Genomic DNA, 16,085 nt, shown 5'->3' with positions numbered 1-16,085 from the left:
CTCAGGCTGCCGACGCAATCGTCGCGCCAGAGCCAGAAGCCGTTGAATATGTCCGCGTTTGCGATGCTTACGGCGCTGGCTACTTCTACATCCCAGGCACCGAAACCTGCCTGCGCATCCATGGCTACGTTCGTTACGACGCCAAGGGCGGCGATCGCGTTTACGCTCGTGAGCGGGCCGACCTCGAGCGCGACACCTGGGGCAAGAACGCCCGTGCAACGCTTCGCTTCTCGACCGCTTCGGAAACCGAACTCGGCACCCTGAAGACGTTCACCGAACTGCGTTACAACTGGAACGGCGGCGGCGACGGCGAAGAATACGCATACGGCTCGAGCGAAAACAGCTCGCTGCGTTATGCTTACATCCAGCTCGGCGGTCTGCGCGTTGGTCTCGACGAATCGGCTTTCGTAACCTTCCCTGGTTACCTCGGCAACGTCATCAACGACGACGTGATCCTCGCTGGCGGCTACCGCACCAACCTCATCAGCTACACCTTCACCGGCGGCAACGGCTTCTCGGCCATCCTGTCGCTTGAAGAAGGCGGCAACGGCGACTCCGACGTTGACGTAACGCTCAAGGACTACACGCCGCACGTTGTTGGCGGTCTGAAGTACGCTGGCGGCTGGGGCTCGATCGCTGGTGTTGTCGCTTACGACGCCCGCAACGAAGAGTGGGCTGGTAAGGTCCGCGCTGACGTCAACATCACCGACCGTTTCTCGGTTTGGGTAATGGGCGGTTACAAGTCCAACGACGACAACTACTACGTCACGCAGGAATTTGCTGACGGCAGCTGGCGCGGTATCCGCCGTATCGACTCGTTCTACGGCACCTGGGGCGGCGATTGGGCCGTTTGGGGCGGCGCAGCGTTCAAGGCAACCGAAAAGGCTACCTTCAACGTTCAGGTCGCTTACGAAGATGCAGAAACCTTCGCAGCAACCGCAAACGTTGCTTACGAACTGGTTCCTGGCTTCACCATCACCCCGGAAGTTTCCTACACCAAGTGGAACGACAAGCACTCCGAACTCAAGGGTGAAGATGCTTGGCAGGGCATGGTTCGCTTCCAGCGCTCGTTCTAATCCCTTCGGGATTGTTCAAAAGAACCCGGCAGCATCGCTGCCGGGTTTTTTGTTTTTCGATTTTCACGGTTGTGACCTTGCTTTCACCGGAAACTCAGTCTTTGTACGGATAAGAAAGCGATACGTGTTTCGTCGCTTCGTTTCCGATCATTTCCAGCGTGGAGACGCCACGACATGTTCAAATGGTTTTGGCCCGGCATAACGTGGACCGCAGCGCTGACGGCGCTTGCCCTCTGGTTCGGTGCGGACCGGGTTGAGACGGATATCGCGACGCGCACCGGCGAGGCACTCGCTCCATTCGTGTGGGCGGGCTTTGATGTGGACGGCCGCGATGTCACGCTGAAGGGCATTGCGCCCGATCCAGAAGTACAGTCTGCTGCCAAAGATGCGCTGGAAAAGGTATGGGGGCTTCGCGAGGTCACCGATCTGACGAGCGTTCTACCGCTCGTGTCGCCCTACGCATTGCAGATAAAGAAGAGTGCTGACGGAATTGTCCTGTCCGGTTCCGTGCCGGATAATGACGTAAGAGACCGAATCATGACTGCTGCTGAAAGTGCGGCTCCGGGCATTCCGCTTGACGATCAAATGGCGGTAGGCCGCGGCAGCCCGCCGGACTTTGCTGATTCGGTGGAGTTTTCTCTGCAACTCCTGTCGGGATTGCGGGAAGGGGAGATCGGGATTTCCGATCGCAATATTTCGATCAAGGGCAGGGCAGCAGACGCAGCAAGCTATCAAAAGCTTCAGGCTCGATTGAGTTCTTCGCTTCCCTTCGGTCTGAAGGCTGAACGGGTTGAGATTGGCGAAGCTGAGCCTTCACAGTGAGCAAGGCCGGTCCGATTTGGAATTCATCTCCGCCAGTTTTCTGTTCGGAATTGACAGCCCGCCTGTTCGGGCCTTTCCTTTCGCACTATGAATAGGCATAGCGGAGCATATGTTCCGTTTCCGGAATAGAAAGCGGACCTGACAATGCTTTATTTAGCCGTATCGTTTTGGCCGGTTCTCGTCGTGGCGGTTCTGATTGGCGCGGTTGTCGGCTGGCTGACCGGTTCAAAGTAGTGGTTGCAAATTTGGGGCGGGGAAAATTAACGGCGAATATGTTCGTCGGGCTTGAGTAATTTGGAGTACGAGGAAACCATATGCCGTTGCTGATTGTTCAACTGGCTGTTCTTGTTGCCATCGCTTTTATTGTCGGCTGCCTTCTAGGCCGCTTCGTCAGGCGCAGAAACGCTGCAGTCCCAGACCGCGAACGCACAATCATTGCCGCAGCACGCGCCACATTGCCCGTCGAAGAAAAGCAGGAAACGGCCAAGGAAGCTGAAGCACCAGCGGAAGCCGAAGGCCCCAGGACCTCACCGCAGCCGAGCGAGCCGCAGACGCTTTCGGTCAAAGTCGTGCCCGAGGCAGAAGTGGTTGGAAACTGGCCTTTGCAAGCCGAAAGCCAGGAGGCCGATGCGGAACCCGTTCTCGATCCGGGCCGTCCAGAGCTTCTTGAAGCTGCACGTCGTGGAAAAGCTGATGATCTCACCGTCATCAAAGGTATCGGTCGGGCCGTTCAGGGATTGCTCAACGGTATCGGCGTATTTCATTACGACCAGATTGCCAGCTGGAACGATGAAGAATCGCGCTGGATTGAGCGAAATATAGGTTTTCCGCGCCGCGTCGAGCGCGAGGACTGGATCGCGCAAGCCGCAAAACTGGTGAATGCAGCGAACAAAGCCAGTGCCAGGCATGCGGAAAAGCCGCGAAAGGCGACCAAACCCAAACCGCGACGGACAAAAAAAGCAGGCGAATGAGCCTGCTTTTTCTTTGTCTTGCATATTCCCGCTTAACGCCGGCCGTAAATCAGGTCAGCCTGGATATCGGCGCTGCCGGTCAGTCGGGCCTTATATACCTCGTAGTTTTCCATCACCCGCTGAACGTAGTTTCGTGTCTCGGAGTACGGGATGCGCTCTATCCAGTCCACCACCTGATCAATGGGCTTGCCGCGCGGATCGCCGTATTTCTCGATCCATTCCGATGCGCGGCGGGGGCCGGCATTGTATCCGGCGAAGGTGAGCACGTATGACCCGTTGAAACGATCGAGCTGTTCTCCGAGGAAATGGGCGCCAAGCGTGGCATTGTATCCTGCGTCCGTCGTGAGACGCGGTGCGGAGAAGTTCATGCCGTTACGGGTCGCCACATTTTTCGCTGTTGCGGGCATCAATTGCAGCAAGCCGCGTGCCCCGGCCTTTGAAACAGCACCAACGTTGAACTCGCTTTCCTGCCGGGCAATTGCATAGGCAAGGGCTTTGCCTGATCCGCTTATATTGGCGCTTGCCGGGATTGCGCCAAGCGGATGCGACAGGGCACCAACGTCGAGGCCGCGTAACGCAGCATTCTTGCCGACGCGCAGAGCCAGATAATGATTCTCGTTGCGTTCAGCCATGACCGCCAGCAGGGCCAGTTCGCCTACACTGTCGAGCTCTTGCGACAGCTGGTTATAGAGGGTGGTTGCCCGACTGCTGTAGCCCACCTGCTCCAACCGCTTGATTGCCTGTACCGCAGGGCGGCCGGCAAAACGCGTACGATCTGCCTCGGTTGGCTTTGGATAGATGAGTTCCGGTGCTTTTTCGCTTAGTTTGGCTGCTGAAAGCTGTCCGTAGAATGTCGTGCCGAAATGAGCGGAGCGGCGATAATAGTCGCGGGCATCGCCACCGGAACCGGCTTCAGCGGATCGCCCGAGCCAGTAGAAGGCACGAGACGCCGAAATTGGACGGGAAGAAATTTCTGCGATTCTGGCAAAATGCGGCGCAGCCGTCTTCGGTTGGTTCAGGGCGCGGAGCGCATACCATCCGGCATGGAATTCCGCTTCTGCGGCCATGGTGGGCGATTCGGCGGCATGGGCCGAAACCAGCTTGTAGGCGAGCTGCGGCTTTCCAAGATCAAGCAGCTCTCGTGAAAGGATGCGGCGTTCGACCCACCATGCATCCGGATCGACAAGCGCCGACGCCTGACGCGGAGCTTTCAGCATGAGGTCTGTCGCTTCATTGTAGCGTTCGGCACGCCGCAGATAGCGAATCTTCAGAAACTGATAGGCGGCATTGCCCTGCCAGCTGCGGTCGACATCCGCTATCGCCTTGGCGGCATTCGGAGATTTTTGTGCAACTGCTGCAAAGGCGTTATAGAGCGATTGCGCCTGCGCAGGGCCTGCAAGCAGCTTTGCCGACTGCATGCGGTCATTATAGAGAGAGCGCAGAATGCGGCGCTGATGATCCTCGCGGGTCAGGACGCCCGAAAACTCTTTCAGTATCTTTTGCTCGTCTTCGGCAGAAAGACGCTGCGTTGCCCACCACGGCGAAAGCAGCTCTCGCGCCTTGGCGGCATTGCCGGTGCCGATATAGGCGCGGGCAAGTACAATCATGCCTTCGGTAGTCTCTGGCCGCCTGTTGCCGAGCGATGCGATGACGGTTGCAGGGGCCGGATTTTCCTTGAGCAGAGCCCGCTCGGAATTGCGCCGCAGGACTGGAGTTCCCGGCCAGCCGCGCAGCTCTGCAACCGCCGTGGCGATTTCAGCGCTCGGAACGCTGTCGAGGCCGGAAGTGGCAATTGCCCAGGTCAATATCTGGCGGTCAAGCGAACCATGCGGCATTCCATTACGGAACGCAATCGCGCTCGCGGCGTCTCGGGAGGAGAGGGCGTCAAGGCCGCTCTTGAGCGTTCCGCCTATCGCGGCCGGATTTTCCATGCGGCTGACTGCTGACGTCATGACCGGATCGGGCGTATTCGGGCGCGGTTTCGGCGTCACAAGATTCATCGGCGACTGATGTGTCACGGTCGGCGCAAACGGGCGCGCGAGCGGAGTTGGAATATCTGTCGGTAGCGACGATTGCGCGAGCGAAATCACCGGCTGCAAGGCAACAGCAACAAAGCAACTCGCGAGGAGCGCTTTTTTCTTCAAGGATATCGCTGCGACGTGTTTTGACATTGGCTAACTAGAACAAAGACTTGGTTGATGCGCAATATGTTGTTGAAATCAGGCTTTTCTTAGCCCGGCTTTTGACGGTCTATTTCGCCATTGAGGTTAGGTCCTGAGCCTAGGCTCAAGGAATGAATCTATCCTTAATAAAGCGTTATCTCCGATCTTTGCTGGCACAGACCTCCCGCAACGTTTGATGTTCTTTTAATCAATCCGGTCTATCATCGGCAGTGCACGGAACTAGCAACAAATTTTGCCGCAAAACTGCCGCATTGCGCCTGTTTTGCCAGCATACCCCGCTTGCTCCACTCGTGCTGCAAGACTATTGTGCAACGCCTCTACCTGGTCACATGCCCAAGATGATCGGGGAATGAGGTCCCGTCTTTCTTTTCTCAGGAGTTCACTAATGCTGAAGGGCTCAATTACCGCGCTTGTCACGCCATTCGATTCCGAAGGAGCGTTCGACGAGAAAGCCTTTCGCGCATTCGTAAACTGGCAGATCGAAGAAGGCACCAAGGGTCTTGTTCCGGTCGGCACGACCGGTGAAACGCCAACGTTGTCGCATGACGAGCACAAGCGCGTCATCGAGGTTTGCATCGAGGTTGCGGCTGGCCGCGTTCCCGTGATTGCCGGTGCTGGCTCCAATAATACGGTGGAAGCGATCGAACTGGCGCAGCATGCCGAAAAGGCTGGCGCTGATGCGGTTCTCGTCGTCACGCCTTATTATAACAAGCCGAACCAGCGCGGTCTTTACGAACATTTCTCGCGTGTGGCGCGCTCTATTTCGATCCCGCTCATCATCTACAATATTCCGGGCCGTTCGGTCATCGACATGACGCCGGAAACGATGGGCGCTCTTGTTCGCGACCACAAGAATATCGTGGGCGTCAAGGATGCAACCGGCAAGATCGAACGCGTTTCGGAACAGCGTGCCACTTGCGGCAAGGATTTCATTCAGCTTTCCGGTGAAGATGCCACTGCCCTCGGCTTCAATGCCCATGGCGGGGTAGGGTGCATTTCGGTCACGTCCAATATCGCGCCGCGCCTTTGCGCCGAATTCCAGGATGCGTGCCAGGCCGGTAATTTCGCCAAGGCGCTCGAATTGCAGGATCGCCTCATGCCGTTGCACAAGGCGCTCTTCATCGAGCCGAACCCTTCGGGGCCTAAATATGCCTTGTCTCGCCTTGGTCGCGTCGAAAATGTGCTGCGTTCGCCGATGGTAACGGTGGAAGCCGCGACAGCAGAGAAGATCGATCGGGCGATGAAGCACGCGGGTCTGGTCAACTGACCTGCCAAGTTTACCGCTTTCGCTGATTTTTACGCTCCCGTAGCTTCGGGAGCGTTTTCATTTCCGGCATTGCACATTATATGGTGCCATCATGAACAAGCCCAAGAATTCTCCCGTGCGCAAGATTATCGCGGAAAACCGCAAGGCGCGATTCAATTTTGAAATTCTCGATACGCTCGAAGCCGGTCTGGTTCTGACAGGCACCGAGGTCAAGTCGTTGCGCGCCAATCAGTCCAACATAGCCGAAAGCTATGCGAGCTTCGAGAACGGCGAGTTCTGGCTCATCAATTCCTATATTCCGGAATATACGCAGGGCAATCGTTTCAACCACGAGCCACGGCGCCTGCGCAAACTGCTCGTCAGCAAGCGCGAAATGTCCCGTCTGTTCAATTCCGTATCACGGGACGGAATGACCGTGGTGCCATTGAAGCTATACTTCAATGATCGGGGCCGGGCAAAGCTGGAATTGGCGCTGGCGCGAGGCAAAAAGACTCACGACAAGCGCGAGACTGAAAAGAAGCGCGACTGGAACCGCGAAAAGGCTCGCTTGATGCGGGACAAGGGATAAATATCGGCAAAGAAAAGAGCGCTTCAGGCGCTCTTTTGATTCAGATAGTTGCGCACGTTGCGAAACACGGTGCGGAACATGGCGTCGGTCAGCCGTCCGGTATTCGTGTTATAGCGTGAACAGTGATAGCTGGAGAAAATCCGCAAATTGCCGATGTCACTCGCCTTGTCGTGACCGAACGGATGTCGCGCTACCGGTGCTCCAAGCGCACGGACAGTCGATTGATGTGCAATCGTTCCCAGCGTGACGACGGCCTGCAGATTTGGAAACCGGGTCAGCATTGGCGACAGGAACTGGCGGCAATTGTTGATTTCAGAGCCGATAGGCTTGTTTTCCGGTGGCACGCACCGCACCGCATTGACAATGCTGGCATCCAGCAGGCGCAGGCTGTCATCGGGGCGGGCCTCGAATTTGCCGGTCGCGAATCCGAATTCGCACAATGTACTGTAGAGAAGATCCCCGGCATAATCGCCGGTAAAGGGGCGCCCGGTTCTGTTGGCGCCACGCAAGCCCGGTGCCAGTCCGACAATCAGGAGCCGGACATCGTTATCATGCGCAGGCAGAAACGGCGGAACCGGTGAATTATGCCACGAAGGTTCCTTGCGCCGCCATTCCTGCAGGAAAGCATGCAGCCTTGGACAAATATCGCAATTGGGAGATGGTTCGGAAATCATGCCCTTGCATGAACCGGCTCGACGACGGCGTCAATAGCTGTCGTCGAGATCATCATCCTGACGGCGCGCCGGACGTTCTGACGGATCGCGACCGATCTCGGCCTTGAGGGAGACCAGATCGATGAAATGATCGGCCTGACGGCGCAGTTCATCCGAAATCATGGCGGGCTGTGTGGTCAGGGTCGAAACGACCGAAACCTTGCGGCCCTTGCGCTGAAGAGCTTCAGCGAGCGAGCGGAAATCACCATCACCGGAGAAAATCACAAAATGATCAACCGTATCGGTGAGCTGCATGGCATCCACGGTCAATTCGATGTCCATGTTGCCCTTCACCTTGCGGCGTCCCGTGGAATCGGTAAATTCCTTGGCAGCTTTGGTGACGACCTTGTAGCCGTTGTAATCCAGCCAGTCGATCAAGGGCCGGATTGACGAATATTCCTGATCTTCAACCAGGGCGGTGTAATAATAGGCGCGGAGCAGATAGCCGCGCTTTTGAAATGCTTTCAAAAGCTTCCGATAATCAATATCGAACCCCAAGGTTTTTGAGGCAGCGTATAAATTGGCGCCATCAATAAAAAGCGCAATCTTTTCACGAGAATCGAACATCGTGCAATATATCCACTCTACGGCCGGACGGGAGTGGACCGGCGACCGCTTATTCAGTTTGTTTTCTAAACGGCGGGTGGTATCGAATTTTACCAGTGCGTTTATTGCCTTCTAAGGACATATCACAGAAAAACAAGCAACCATTGGTTGTTATTTGCCTGCACTAAATTACCTAAGAGGGAGCCTTATATCAGTAATCTCTTTTTGGTTTATAAATTATTGTGCCGTTTCGACGCATTACGGGGTTTTTTGAGGCAAATCCGTGAAATCGGCGTTAATTTGCCAGATTTCATGCGGTGATGCACGAGCAATTCCGCTTTTGCTTGTAATTTGGCTCCGCACGCGTTATGTGGAAAAAAATCCAATAAAGTTCGAGAAATGAAAGGGACCGCGCATGGCCCGCGTCACTGTTGAGGACTGCGTAGATAAGGTCGAGAACCGTTTTGAGCTGGTTCTGCTGGCTGGTCACCGTGCTCGCCAGATTTCCCAGGGTGCACAGATCACCATCGACCGCGACAACGACAAGAATCCCGTCGTTGCCCTGCGCGAGATCGCCGATGAAACCCTGTCGCCGGACGATCTGAAAGAAGACCTTATCCACTCGCTGCAGAAGCATGTGGAAGTCGATGAGCCGGAAGCGGCTGCGCCTGCACAGATCGCCTCTTCGTCGGAAGACGTTGCGGAAGGCATTGCAGAAGCTGCCGAGGAAGACGTCGTTGCTTTCGACCGCATGTCGGAAGAAGAGCTGCTCGCCGGTATTGAAGGCCTCGTCGCACCAGAGAAGAACGACGATTTTTAATCGTCCTCTGGATTAATTCTTTTTGCATGCGCTGCGACTTTCCCGTCGTGGCGCATGTTTTTATGCGCGTGCTCGTGCGCGAGGGTCGGCAGCTGCGATGCTGGGCGCCTGCCCGGAAGACGCGCCGCGCTCCAAATGACGAGCGGTTTCTGCCGGAAATTAATATTGTCGGCAGAAAATTAAACCTAAACGTCGAGAACTGTTCGATTTTCGGTGATTTTGGGTCACAATACCCGATATGTTTCCAAACATCGGTTTCGAAAGGGAGTTCTCGTAGATGATGCGCCAATATGAGCTTGTGGAGCGTGTGCAGCGATACAAGCCTGACGTGAATGAGGCGCTTCTCAACAAGGCATATGTCTATGCCATGCAAAAGCATGGCAGTCAGAAACGTGCTTCCGGCGATCCCTATTTTTCGCATCCGCTCGAAGTCGCCGCGATCCTCACCGATATGCATCTCGACGAAGCGACGATTGCCATCGCCCTTCTGCACGATACGATTGAAGACACGACAGCCACCCGACAGGAAATCGATCAGCTTTTCGGTCCCGAAATCGGCAAGCTCGTCGAAGGGCTGACCAAGCTCAAGAAACTCGACCTCGTTTCGAAGAAAGCAGTGCAGGCGGAAAACCTTCGCAAGCTGCTTCTGGCGATTTCCGAAGATGTCCGCGTGCTTCTGGTCAAGCTGGCGGACCGTCTGCACAATATGCGCACGCTGGGCGTGATGCGGGAAGACAAGCGCCTGCGCATTGCCGAGGAAACGATGGATATCTATGCGCCGCTTGCTGGCCGCATGGGTATGCAGGATATGCGCGAAGAGCTGGAAGAGCTGGCATTTCGCTATATCAATCCCGATGCTTGGCGTGCTGTCACGGATCGTCTGGCCGAACTTCTGGAAAAGAACCGCGGCCTGCTGCAGAAGATCGAAAAGGACCTGTCCGAGATTTTCGAGAAACACGGCATCAAGGCCAGCGTGAAGAGCCGCCAGAAAAAGCCATGGTCCGTGTTCCGCAAGATGGAAACAAAGGGCCTGTCGTTCGAGCAGCTTTCCGACATTTTCGGCTTTCGTGTCATGGTCGATACGGTGCAGGATTGCTACCGGGCGCTCGGTCTTATCCATACGACATGGTCGATGGTTCCAGGCCGGTTCAAGGACTATATTTCCACGCCCAAGCAGAACGATTATCGGTCGATCCATACCACCATTATCGGGCCGTCGCGGCAGCGCATCGAACTGCAGATACGCACGCGCGAAATGGACGAGATTGCGGAATTCGGCGTTGCTGCCCACTCGATCTACAAGGATCGCGGCAGCGCGAACAACCCGCACAAGATCTCTACCGAAACCAATGCCTATGCATGGTTGCGCCAGACAATCGAGCAGCTTTCAGAAGGCGACAATCCGGAAGAGTTTCTCGAACACACCAAGCTTGAACTCTTTCAGGATCAGGTGTTTTGCTTCACGCCGAAAGGTCGTCTCATTGCTCTGCCGCGCGGTGCGACGCCGATCGATTTCGCCTATGCCGTTCATACCGATATCGGTGACAGCTGTGTTGGCGCAAAGGTCAATGGCCGCATCATGCCGCTGATGACCGAGTTGAAGAACGGTGACGAAGTGGAGATCATCCGGTCCAAGGCCCAGGTGCCGCCTGCGGCCTGGGAATCGCTTGTCGCTACCGGCAAGGCGCGCGCCGCCATTCGGCGCGCTACCCGCTCGGCTGTCCGCAAGCAATATTCCGGACTTGGCATGCGCATTCTGGAGCGCGCATTCGAGCGCGCCGGAAAGCCGTTCAGCAAGGATATTCTTAAACCCGGACTTCCGCGCCTGGCGCGCAAGGACGTGGAGGACGTTCTGGCCGCAGTCGGACGCGGTGAACTGCCGTCGACCGATGTGGTCAAGGCCGTTTATCCCGATTATCAGGATACGCGCGTGACTTCGCAGAACAGCCCCGCGAAGACTGGCGAGAAGGGCTGGTTCAACATTCAGAATGCAGCCGGCATGATATTCAAGGTGCCGGAGGGCAGCGAAGACGCGACAAAGACCGACGCCGACGCCGCGCCGAAGCCGGGGAAAAAGGCGCTGCCGATTCGTGGCACCAATTCGGACCTTCCGGTGCGTTTTGCCCCGGAAGGCGCTGTGCCCGGAGACCGTATCGTCGGCATTCTCCAGCCCGGTGCCGGCATCACCATCTATCCGATCCAGTCGCCGGCGCTGACGGCCTATGACGATCAGCCGGAACGCTGGATCGATGTGCGTTGGGACATTGACGAGCAGATGAGCGAGCGTTTCCCGGCGCGTGTCAGCGTCTCGGCTATCAACTCGCCGGGTTCGCTGGCGGAAATAGCGCAGATCGTGGCGGCCAATGACGCGAATATTCACAATCTTTCCATGGTGCGCACCGCACCGGATTTCACCGAAATGATTATCGATGTCGAGGTTTGGGACCTCAAGCATCTCAACCGTATCATTTCCCAATTGAAAGAAAGCGCGAGCGTCAGCGGCGCGAAACGCGTGAACGGATAGGACTAAGATGAACACCGAAGATGTGCTTGCCGTCTTCCGCGAAGCGGGGGCGATCCTTGAAGGCCACTTTATCCTCACATCGGGCCTGCGCAGCCGTATTTTCCTGCAAAAGGCACGTGTTTTCATGCATGCCGACAAGACGGAAAAGCTTTGCAAGGCATTGGCGGAAAAGATCGAGGCGGCAAATCTCGGAACCATCGATTACGTGGTTGGACCAGCCATCGGCGGTCTCATTCCTTCCTATGAAACGTCGCGCCATCTGCGCGTTCCGTCAGTCTGGGTGGAGCGCGAGAACGGGGTGTTCCGCCTGCGGCGTTTCGATGTGCCGAAAGGCGCACGCGTCGTCATCGTGGAAGATATCGTCACGACTGGGCTTTCCATCCGCGAAACGATCGATTGCATGAAGGACCTCGGTATCGAAGTCGTGGCCGCAGCCTGCATCGTTGACCGCTCGGCGGGGAAGGCCGATGTCGGCACGAAGCTGATCTCTCTCGCCGAATATGAAGTCCCAGCCTATCCTGCGGATAAATTGCCGCCAGAGCTTGCTGCAATTCCGGCAGTGAAGCCCGGTAGCCGCAACATTTAAGCAGGCAAGCCGATGGCTTTCCATGCGCTGCAGGGGGATACACCCCTGCGGCGAAATTCCGCTTTGCGGGACGCGTTATAGTTACCTATTTAAGGGTAACTGCCAGAGACGTTCTTCCGGCTTCCATAAACAGGATTCCATCGTGAGTGTAGCGCCTATCATATTCGATCCCAGATCGCCTTATCGTGCGCCATGTGGGGTATGCGTGGATTGCGATGTCCGGCGGATGGCCGTTTGCGCTGCGCTGGACGACGGCGATCTTGGCGCTCTGGAAGCAATCATGACCTCCAAGCGTCTCGATGCCAATGAGCAGCTGGTGGAGGAGGGCGAGCCGAAGCGTCGCGTCTTCAGTCTGACTTCCGGCATGCTGCGCATCTATACGTCGCTTCCTGATGGGCGTCGGCAGATTGCGGGTTTCCTGTTCCCCGGCGATTATCTTGGCCTGGCTGACGACGAGACTTACTCCCAGTCGGTTGAGGCAGTGGTGCCATCAGTCCTGTGCGCCTTTACCACCAGGGAGATGGACGATCTGATGGAGCGTTTTCCCAAATTGAAGGAGCGCCTGCATCAGATGACGCGGGCCGCGCTTCGCACGGCGCGCGACAATCAGCTTGTCCTCGGACGCCTTGCGCCGGTGGAAAAGCTTGCGAGCTTCCTGCTGGTCCTTTCTTCCCGTGCGGAAAAGCGCGGCGAGAAGCCCAACCCTGTTCATCTTTCGATGAACAGGACCGACATTGCCGACTATCTCGGCCTGACGATTGAAACCGTCAGCCGCAGCTTCACAAAGCTGAAGACGCAGGGGCTGATCCAACTGCTCGATGCCAATACGGTGGAAATCCTGTCGCGTCGTTCACTGGCAGCCGTTGCCGGAATGGACCCGGAAAGCCTCTAGCTTCAAGTCCACATCGCCCAAAGCCGGGTGAATTTCCGTTGATTCAAATCAATGCACTGCCCGGCTGAACAGCCTAATCCTGACCATAGAAATTGATGCGAACCCGTCTTGGGGCGCGCGATTCAAAATGGGGAAAACAGGTGCTGTTGTGGCTGGGAATTGCAATATCGGCTGTCATGCATGCGGGCTTCCTTGCCGCATCATGCCGTCTTGCCCCGCAGAATGTCGCCCCGGTTCCGGTGCGCGCATCGGCAGGGCTTCGCCGGAGCGACCAACGCTTAAGGTGGACGCGCTATGCATGAAGAAGCGATAAGACGCTACGCCGCATTGGCCGTACCCAGATATACCTCCTTTCCGACGGCTGCGGATTTCATGCCCGTGGGCGCTGAGACCACCCATCGCTGGCTGCGCCAGATCGGGCCGGAGGAAAGCGTTTCCCTTTACATCCATGTGCCCTATTGCCGGCAGCTGTGCCATTACTGCGGTTGCCATGCAAAAATGGCTGTCCGCAACGATGTGGTCGAGAATTTCTGTACTGCTCTGCTGAGCGAAATCGAGACCGTCAGCAAGAGCCTGACCGCCCGGCCGAATGTGGTTCACCTTCATTGGGGCGGGGGGACGCCCTCGATTTTGAACCCGCGCCAGTTTATGAGCATTCTGGCGGCGCTGCGCGTTGCATTCGACTTTTCGCCTCAGATGGAACATGCCATTGAGCTTGACCCGCGCACCGTCACGCCACAGCTCGTACGCACGCTTGCGCTCATGGGCGTCAATCGTGCCAGCCTCGGCGTGCAGGATGTAGACGCCGAAGTTCAGAAAGCCATCGGTCGCATTCAACCGATAGAGACGGTCGCCAAGGCTGCAAGTCTTCTGCGCGAAGTCGGCATTGATCGCCTCAACTTCGACCTCATCTATGGCCTGCCGTTGCAGACGGTGGAGACATTGCGCGAGACCTGCGAAAAGGTCGCAATACTCAAGCCCGATCGCGTTGCCTGCTACGGCTATGCGCATCTGCCCCAGCGCCGCGCCAATCAGCGCCTCATCGATGCGAGCCTCCTGCCGGATGCCGATGAACGCTTCGCTCAGGCACGTGTCGTCGCGGAAAGCTTCATCGGTTTCGGTTATGAACCTGTGGGGATCGATCACTACGCATTGCCTGACGACAGTTTGGCAGTTGCCGCGCGCAATGGCACGCTGCACCGCAATTTCCAGGGCTATACGGATGATCGCTGCCAGACTCTGATCGGTCTCGGCCCGTCATCGATTTCGCAGTTCCCCGGCGGCTATGCCCAGAATATCTCGGACGTGACGCAATATTCCAAGCGCGCCAACGCGGGCGAACTGGCAACGGTCCGTGGTTATGCGATGCGCGAAAGCGATCGTATCCGCGCCGGTATCATCACTGCGTTGATGTGCAATTTCCGGGTCGATCTGAACGCTACGGCCCCGGGTGTGGAGTTTTCCGACGAACTGGCCTTGTTGCGCCCTCTGGTCGCGGATGGGCTGGTGGAAGTCCGTGGCGGGGTCATCAGCGCGACAAGTGACGGCAAGCCGCTGATCCGTCTGGTTGCGGCTGCTTTTGATGAATTTCGCAGGGAGACGATGCACGGCTTCAGTTTCGCCGTCTGAACTTGCGTTGGAACAAAGATGTAGAGCGAAAGATGCTCTATCAAGAAAATGCTGCTGCACCGGGCCGTCAAGAAGGTCAGTAGCATGGGAGCACCGCCGTTGGGGGACGTGCGGTGCTCCACTATTTCAGAGCACAGCCCGAAAGCCAGGACGGCCTTCGGGCTGTGTGTTTTACGTGTCAGGCCTTGCGGTTCTTTTCCAGCTTGGGCAGGAAAATCGTCAGCAGGCCGAGCAGCGGCAGATACGAGCAGATGTTGTAGACATACTCTATGCCCTTTTGGTCAGCGACGACGCCAAGAACGGCGGCTGCGATACCGGCCATGCCGAAAGCAAAGCCGAAGAACAGGCCCGACACCATGCCGACACGTCCCGGCAGCAGTTCCTGAGCGAATACCACGATGGCCGGGAAGGCCGAGGCGAGGATCAGGCCGATGATGACCGTGAGGACAGCCGTCATTTCGAGATTCGCATAGGGCAGGGCCAGCGTGAACGGCAGGACGCCGAGGATCGAGGCCCAGATCACCTTGCGCGCACCGATCTTGTCACCGATGGGCCCGCCGATGATCGTTCCCGCGGCGACCGCGCCGAGAAACAGGAACAGAAGCAATTGCGATGCCTGCACCGTCACGCCAAAGTGGCTGATGGTATAGAACGTGTAGTAGCTCGTCAGGCTGGCCATGTAGATGTACTTGGTAAAGACCAGCATCGCCAGAACGCCAACCGAGACGAGAACCTTGTTGCGCGGCAGCGGAAGGGTTTTGTCTGGCTTCGCCTTGCTGGCGTTGGCAATCCGGTAGCGATTGTACCAGTTGCTCACATACCAGAGCAGCATCATGCCGATGAGCGCGGCGACAGAGAACCAGGACACGCTGATCTGGCCGAACGGCAGGACGATGAACGCTGCCAGAAGCGGGCCGATGGACGAACCGAAATTACCGCCCACCTGAAACAGCGACTGCGCGAAACCGTGCCGTCCGCCGGAGGCAAGCCGCGCCACGCGCGCCGCTTCCGGATGGAAAACCGACGAGCCGAAGCCAACAAAGGCCGCACCCAGAAGCAGGATCGAATAATGATGCGCGGTCGCCAGAAAGACGAGGCCGACAAGCGTGCAGCCCATGCCGAACGGCAGGGAATAAGGCATCGGCTTGCGGTCCGTGTAGATACCCACGAGCGGCTGGAGGATCGATGCCGTCATCTGGAAGGTGAACGTCAAAAGCCCGATCTGCCAGAATGACAGGCTGTAGTTGTCCTTCAGCATCGGATAGATGGCCGGAAGGAGCGACTGCATCATGTCGTTCAGGAAATGGCCCATGCTTGTGGCCAGAATAATGGCGAGGACAGTATTGTCCGCGCCGCTGTTTGATGGCTGCTGTGCAGCACTCATGCTCATACTGCTACTCCGAAGATGAAAGCCAGTCTTCTGGTGTATTTCCTGCGACACTATCTGACAGCAGGAAAAGAGATTTCAAGGAAATTGCGGATGTTGAG

The 16,085-nt window shown here is 56.9% G+C and carries 14 protein-coding genes; 10 read left to right on the top strand and 4 right to left on the bottom strand.

What is annotated here, in order from left to right; translation table 11 throughout:
* From AC0TNJ_RS00760 to AC0TNJ_RS00750, 3 genes are all read left to right on the top strand, one after another.
* On the top strand, positions 1-1,076 hold a 1,076-nt coding region (locus AC0TNJ_RS00760), incomplete at its 5' end, for a porin (protein ID WP_473769912.1).
* 174 nt (positions 1,077-1,250) lie between these two features.
* Positions 1,251-1,898 (top strand): BON domain-containing protein, encoded by a 648-nt coding sequence (locus AC0TNJ_RS00755; protein ID WP_122000007.1) that lies wholly within the window; start codon positions 1,251-1,253, stop codon positions 1,896-1,898.
* Between the two features lie 314 nt (positions 1,899-2,212).
* Positions 2,213-2,869 (top strand): 50S ribosomal protein L21, encoded by a 657-nt coding sequence (locus AC0TNJ_RS00750; RefSeq protein ID WP_473769911.1) that lies wholly within the window; start codon positions 2,213-2,215, stop codon positions 2,867-2,869.
* Between the two features lie 32 nt (positions 2,870-2,901).
* Here the strand turns inward: AC0TNJ_RS00750 and AC0TNJ_RS00745 are convergent, their stop codons facing one another.
* A complete protein-coding gene (locus tag AC0TNJ_RS00745) occupies positions 2,902-5,040 on the bottom strand; it encodes a lytic transglycosylase domain-containing protein (RefSeq protein ID WP_473769910.1) in 2,139 nt (712 codons plus the stop codon).
* A gap of 397 nt (positions 5,041-5,437) precedes the next feature.
* Between AC0TNJ_RS00745 and dapA the strand changes: the two genes are divergently transcribed.
* Together dapA and smpB are read left to right on the top strand one after the other, a co-directional pair.
* On the top strand, positions 5,438-6,319 hold the full coding sequence (gene dapA / locus AC0TNJ_RS00740) for a 4-hydroxy-tetrahydrodipicolinate synthase (RefSeq protein ID WP_473769909.1): 882 nt from the start codon (positions 5,438-5,440) through the stop codon (positions 6,317-6,319).
* Positions 6,320-6,410: 91 nt separating this feature from the next.
* The gene (smpB, locus tag AC0TNJ_RS00735; protein ID WP_122000010.1) at positions 6,411-6,887 is read left to right on the top strand and encodes an SsrA-binding protein SmpB; all 477 of its coding nucleotides are present in this window, start codon (positions 6,411-6,413) and stop codon (positions 6,885-6,887) included.
* Between the two features lie 23 nt (positions 6,888-6,910).
* On the opposite strand, the gene AC0TNJ_RS00730 is transcribed toward smpB, so the two are convergent.
* Positions 6,911-7,561 carry a uracil-DNA glycosylase gene (locus AC0TNJ_RS00730; protein ID WP_473769908.1) on the bottom strand — a complete coding sequence of 217 codons (651 nt, stop codon included), beginning with the start codon at positions 7,559-7,561 and terminating at the stop codon, positions 6,911-6,913.
* Positions 7,562-7,591: 30 nt separating this feature from the next.
* Complete coding sequence (locus AC0TNJ_RS00725) at positions 7,592-8,167, bottom strand: LabA-like NYN domain-containing protein (RefSeq protein ID WP_112592144.1); 576 nt, start codon at positions 8,165-8,167, stop codon at positions 7,592-7,594.
* Between the two features lie 394 nt (positions 8,168-8,561).
* Between AC0TNJ_RS00725 and rpoZ the strand changes: the two genes are divergently transcribed.
* The 5 genes from rpoZ (at position 8,562) to hemN (ending at position 14,597) form a co-directional block, all read left to right on the top strand.
* A complete protein-coding gene (rpoZ, locus tag AC0TNJ_RS00720; RefSeq protein ID WP_022569110.1) occupies positions 8,562-8,966 on the top strand; it encodes a DNA-directed RNA polymerase subunit omega in 405 nt (134 codons plus the stop codon).
* A 277-nt stretch (positions 8,967-9,243) separates the two neighbouring features.
* Positions 9,244-11,490, top strand: a complete 2,247-nt coding sequence (locus AC0TNJ_RS00715) for a RelA/SpoT family protein (RefSeq protein ID WP_122000012.1) — start codon at positions 9,244-9,246, stop codon at positions 11,488-11,490.
* Positions 11,491-11,497: 7 nt separating this feature from the next.
* A complete protein-coding gene (gene pyrE / locus AC0TNJ_RS00710) occupies positions 11,498-12,076 on the top strand; it encodes an orotate phosphoribosyltransferase (protein ID WP_473769907.1) in 579 nt (192 codons plus the stop codon).
* Positions 12,077-12,302: 226 nt separating this feature from the next.
* Positions 12,303-12,968, top strand: coding sequence for a helix-turn-helix domain-containing protein (locus AC0TNJ_RS00705; protein WP_473767662.1), 666 nt, complete (start codon positions 12,303-12,305; stop codon positions 12,966-12,968).
* A 294-nt stretch (positions 12,969-13,262) separates the two neighbouring features.
* Positions 13,263-14,597, top strand: coding sequence for an oxygen-independent coproporphyrinogen III oxidase (hemN, locus tag AC0TNJ_RS00700; protein WP_122000015.1), 1,335 nt, complete (start codon positions 13,263-13,265; stop codon positions 14,595-14,597).
* 178 nt (positions 14,598-14,775) lie between these two features.
* On the opposite strand, the gene AC0TNJ_RS00695 is transcribed toward hemN, so the two are convergent.
* A complete protein-coding gene (locus AC0TNJ_RS00695; RefSeq protein WP_122000016.1) occupies positions 14,776-15,987 on the bottom strand; it encodes an MFS transporter in 1,212 nt (403 codons plus the stop codon).
* Between the last annotated feature and the right edge of the window lie 98 nt (positions 15,988-16,085).

It is taken from the genome of Ochrobactrum sp. PL_is483 (assembly GCF_055816855.1).
This window is presented reverse-complemented; position numbering and strand designations above follow the sequence as displayed.